General features: G+C 71.3%; 3 protein-coding genes. 1 reads left to right on the top strand and 2 read right to left on the bottom strand.

The genetic code is table 11. From position 1 onward, the window contains the following. Positions 1–258: 258 nt before the first annotated feature. Positions 259–1,662: a class II fumarate hydratase gene (locus AOK11_RS35745; RefSeq protein ID WP_055597803.1), complete on the bottom strand. Its 1,404-nt coding sequence runs from the start codon at positions 1,660–1,662 to the stop codon at positions 259–261. A gap of 478 nt (positions 1,663–2,140) precedes the next feature. Between AOK11_RS35745 and AOK11_RS35740 the strand changes: the two genes are divergently transcribed. Then, positions 2,141–3,379 (top strand): RNA-guided endonuclease InsQ/TnpB family protein, encoded by a 1,239-nt coding sequence (locus AOK11_RS35740; protein ID WP_055597802.1) that lies wholly within the window; start codon positions 2,141–2,143, stop codon positions 3,377–3,379. Here AOK11_RS35740 and AOK11_RS35735 read toward each other — a convergent pair. Next, a complete protein-coding gene (locus AOK11_RS35735) occupies positions 3,376–4,359 on the bottom strand; it encodes a M28 family metallopeptidase (protein WP_055597801.1) in 984 nt (327 codons plus the stop codon). The genes AOK11_RS35740 and AOK11_RS35735 overlap by 4 nt on opposite strands. Positions 4,360–4,713 lie beyond the last annotated feature (354 nt).

The following is a 4,713-nucleotide window of genomic DNA, read 5'->3' as shown; positions in this document are numbered from 1 at the left end:
GGCGTGGGCCGCCCTCTTCCCCGTGTCCTGTAGCTCCGCCCTCTGTCATGGGCAGATATTAGGTGCCACGGGCACAGACCGCTGCGGTCCCCGTCACGCTTCACCCGTGCGGTACACCGGTGACACGGCGGGGTCACGGCGGGGTCACGGAGGAGACCCGACGGGGGCGTGGCCGGGACACACGACGGGACACACGACGGGGGGGCACGACGGGGACACACCGGGGGAACGCCGGGGGCGCGCCTCAGCCGTGCCGCTTCACGGGCGCGTCATCCGCAGGACGTCCAGGGCCTCGTCGAGCTGCTCCACGGTGAGGTCGCCGCGCTCGACGTACCCGCTCTCCAGGACCACCTGGCGGATGGTCTTCCGCTCCGCCAGCGCCTTCTTGGCGACCTTCGCGGCCTCCTCGTAGCCGATGTACTTGTTGAGCGGGGTGACCACGGACGGCGAGGACTCGGCGTACTCGCGGGCGCGCTCGCGGTCGGCCACGATCCCGTCGACCGTGCGGTCGGCGAGCAGCCGGGAGGCGTTCGCGAGCAGCCGGATCGACTCCAGGACGTTCTTCGCGATGACGGGCAGCATCACGTTGAGCTCGAAGTTGCCGGACGCGCCCGCGGTGGCTACCGCCGCGTCGTTGCCCATGACCTGCGCGCAGACCATGAGCACGGCCTCCGGGACGACCGGGTTGACCTTGCCCGGCATGATCGAGGAGCCGGGCTGGAGGTCGGGCAGGGTGATCTCGGCGAGGCCGGTGCGGGGCCCCGAGGCCATCCACCGCAGATCGTTGGCGATCTTCGTCAGTCCGACCGCGATCGTCCGCAGCTGCCCGCTGGTCTCCACGATGCCGTCCCGGGCGCCCTGCGCCTCGAAGTGGTCGCGGGCCTCGGTCAGCGGCAGCCCGGTGACCTCGGCGATCTCCTCGATGACGGCGGCGGAGAACCCGGGCGGAGTGTTGATGCCGGTGCCGACGGCGGTCCCGCCGAGGGGCAGCTCGGCCAGCCGCGGCAGGGAGGCGTGCAGCCGCTCGACCCCGTACCGCACCTGGGCCGCGTACCCGCCGAACTCCTGCCCGAGGGTGACGGGCGTGGCGTCCATCAGGTGCGTACGCCCCGACTTCACCACGTCGGCGAACTCCTCGGCCTTGCGCTCCAGCGAGGCCGCGAGGTGCTCCAGGGCCGGTACGAGGTCCCGGGTGACGGCGGCGGTGGCGGCGATGTGGATCGAGGACGGGAAGACGTCGTTGGACGACTGGGAGGCGTTGACGTGGTCGTTGGGATGCACGGGGCGCCCGAGCCGCTCGGTCGCCAGGGTGGCGATGACCTCGTTGGTGTTCATGTTGGACGAGGTGCCCGACCCCGTCTGGAACACGTCGACGGGGAAGTGCTCGTCCCACTTCCCCCCGGCGACCTCTCCGGCCGCCTCGCCGATCGCCTCGGCGATGTCCCCGTCCAGCACACCGAGGCGTGCGTTCACCTTCGCCGCGGCGCCCTTGATCCGGGCGAGGGCCTCGATGTGGGCGCGTTCGATGCGCTGCCCCGAGATCGGGAAGTTCTCCACGGCCCGCTGCGTCTGCGCCCGCCACTTGGCGTCGGCGGGTACCTTCACCTCCCCCATGGAGTCGTGCTCGATGCGGTAGTGCCGGTTGTCGTCCGTGGTCGTCATCGTCGTACCTCCGAAGATCACAGCAGTGGCGCGGGCCGGGGGTATTCCCGTCGTCCCCTCGCCAGCATCGCGCGCGGGTACCCGGAACGGGCTCCGCCCCGCCGCGAGGGGCGGCGGGGCGGAGCACCGCGTGGAGGCCGGCGCCAGCCAGGTACCCGGAGGCACACGTCGTCGGTCAGAAGGCCCGTCCGCGGGGACGCGCTCTCACCGGCCGCGGGGAGACGGCCACCCGGCGGTCTCCCGGCTTCAGTTTGTTCTTGCTAGGAACCCCGGGGCTTCAGCCCCGGGAGGAATCGCACCCTCGTGTCCCGCGGCGCGGAGCGCCGCGGTGCCGCTGCGTCCGTCCAGGCCGCGTGGCGGCCGGGTCTCGCTCACGGGGCAGGGCGAGGCGGACCCCGTAGTGCCGGGTTTCACTCGATGGGCTGGCCGGTGGGGAACGCGTGGTGCGGCGTCGCGCGGGTGTCTACGATCGGTGATCGTGAAGCTGGTGGTGCAGGTCAGGCTGCTGCCGACGCCCGTACAGGCGGCGGCGCTGGAGGCGACCCTGCGCGCCTGCAACGAGGCCGCCACCTGGGTGAGCGAGGTCGCCTTCGAACGCGGGGAGTTCAAGAACTTCGCGCTGCGCAGACTCACCTACTACCAGGTCAGGTTGCGGTGGGACCTGGGCGCGCAGGCGGCCCAGCACACGATCAAGAAGACCTGCGACGCCTACGCCACCCTGCGGGCAAACCTGACGGCGGGCTGCTTCGGACCTCCCGGCTCGGCACGCCACCGCCGGGCCACCCAGAAGCCCGTCGTCTTCCGTCCCCTGGGCGCCCAGCCTTTCGACGACCGGATGCTCTCGTGGCAGCTCGCCGGGCGGACGGTGTCGGTGTGGACCACCGGCGGGCGGATGAAGGACGTGGCGTTCACCGCCGCGCCGGAGCAGCTGGCCACGCTCGCCCGGTACCGCAGGGGCGAGTCCGATCTCATCTGCCGGGACGGCAGGTGGTTCCTGAACGCCACCTGCGAGGTCCCCGAGGCGCCGCTGAACACCGATCCGGTGGACTTCCTCGGCATCGACCTGGGCATCGTGAACATCGCCACCACCTCCGACGGCAAGATCATGGCCGGGCGTGAACTCAACCGGATCCGGGCCCGCGAGCGCGGCCTGCGCACCAAGCTGCAGCAGAAGAACACCCCGTCCGCCAGGCGTCGGTTGAAGAGACGCCGCCGCAAGGAGGCCCGGCGGGCACGGGACATCAACCACAAGATCGCGAAGCATGTGGTGGCCGAGGCAGAACGCACCTCGCGCGGGATCGCCCTGGAAGACCTCACGGGCATCCGGCAGAGGGTACGGCTTCGCAAGCCCCAACGGGCCACCCACTCCAGCTGGTCCTTTGCTCAGCTGGGGCAGTTCATCGCGTACAAGGCCCGCCGGGCGGGGGTGCCGGTGGTGTACGTCGATCCGGCGTACACCTCCCGCACCTGCGCCGAGTGCGGGCACATCGACCAGGCGAACCGGGTCTGTCAGGCCCGGTTCGTGTGTCGGTCCTGCGGATTCGTTGATCACGCGGATCGGAACAGCTCCCGCAACATCCGCGCTCGTGCGCGGGAGTTGTGGCGATGCGGGGTCACGTCAACGGCCCCTGCCCCGCCTCCGCGTCCGCGGGGCGGGGCTGGACGCAAACGCAGCATCACCGCCAGTGGTGCCCGTTGTGCAAGCCCGGGACTTTAGTCCCGGGTCGTTGACGAGACGGCCTGCTGCCAGAGGGTGTGGGCGATGCCGTCGGCCGCGCGGTTCAGGCCGGTGGTGTTGACGTTGGTGAGGGTGTCGCAGGACCGGTGGTAGCAGGGGTCGTAGGCGGAACCGGCCGTGCCGCCCCACTTTGCGGCCTGTGCGGACGTCTTGCGGGCACTGGCGCCCATCGCGTAACCGGAGGTGGGGATGCCGGCCTGCTGGAAGGGGTAGTCGTCGCTGCGCCCGGCGCCCTCGGTGTTCTCCTCGGGCTGCAGGCCCAGCGAGTCCCAGTACGCCTTCATCGGCGCGGCGGCCGACGTGGTGATGCGGTTGATGAAGTAGCCGCCGTTGGTCGAGGCGACCATGTCGAAGTTGTAGTACGCCCGGATCCTGGAGCGCTGGGTGGAGGACAGCGAACGGACGTAGAACTCCGAGCCGTTGAGGCCCTGCTCCTCGTCGGTCCACCAGGCGAAGCGGACCCGGTTGCGCATGGCCGGGTTCTGCTGGGCCAGGGTCAGGGCGTTCTCCAGGAGGGCGGCCGAGCCGGAGCCGTTGTCGTTCATGCCGGGACCCGCCGAGACGCCGTCGAGGTGGGCGCCGAACATGTACACGTTGTTCGCGTCGCCCTGCGGCCACTCGGCGATCAGGTTGGGGCCCGCTCCGCTGGTGCAGCCGGAGGTGCAGGGCTGCTCGGTGACGGTGTAACCGGCCGCCTGCAGCGTGCCCTTCACGTAGGCGACCGAGTCGCGGTACCCCTGGGTGGTGGAGCGGCGGTTGCCGCCGTTGCGGCCGGCGATGGCGCTGAGTTCGCTCAGGTGCGCCCGCACCTTCGTCACGTCGACGTCGGGCGCGGCGAGCGCGTTCACGGCGGGGGCGGACCGGGCCGTGTTCGCGGGAGCGGCGGCCGCGGCGGGGAGTGTTCCGCAGCCGAGCGCGACGGCGAGGGAGAAGCTCGCCACGGCGAATCGTCGTCTCACACTGTCTCCTTCGGGAGGTGGCCGTGGGGTGGGCCACAGGGAGCCTGACATATCGTGTGCATGTCAAGGTGGCGAGAAGACTCACAGCGAAGGTTGGGGGAGTCAACGGAAACGGGGCCCGTGCGGGCAGGTTGTCCAAAAAGGGAACACGGCGTCCGCTATCCGGGCGTGCGGGACCCCGCGGCGGCCCCACGGGCGGTTCCTGGACCTGCCGTGACGGCGCGTCGGTGTCGAGCCGGCCCAGCCGGTCGAGGACGAACCGCGGGGGTGGGCCCCGCCCGTCCGGCGTCCGAGGGTGAGGCCCGCTCGGGGCCGAAGGGGGTTCGGGGCGGGGCCCCGGGGGCGGCAGGAAAA

It is taken from the genome of Streptomyces hirsutus (assembly GCF_001418415.1).
Taxonomy (GTDB): Bacteria; Actinomycetota; Actinomycetes; order Streptomycetales; family Streptomycetaceae; genus Streptomyces; species Streptomyces hirsutus.
The sequence above is the reverse complement of the archived record's forward strand: the minus strand, read 5'-3'. Positions and strand labels throughout refer to the sequence as shown.

Excerpts from the sequence above, each read along its gene's own strand:
- AOK11_RS35745 (WP_055597803.1), bottom strand. The coding sequence starts at position 1,662 with ATGACGACCACGGACGACAACCGGCACTACCGCATCGAGCACGACTCC.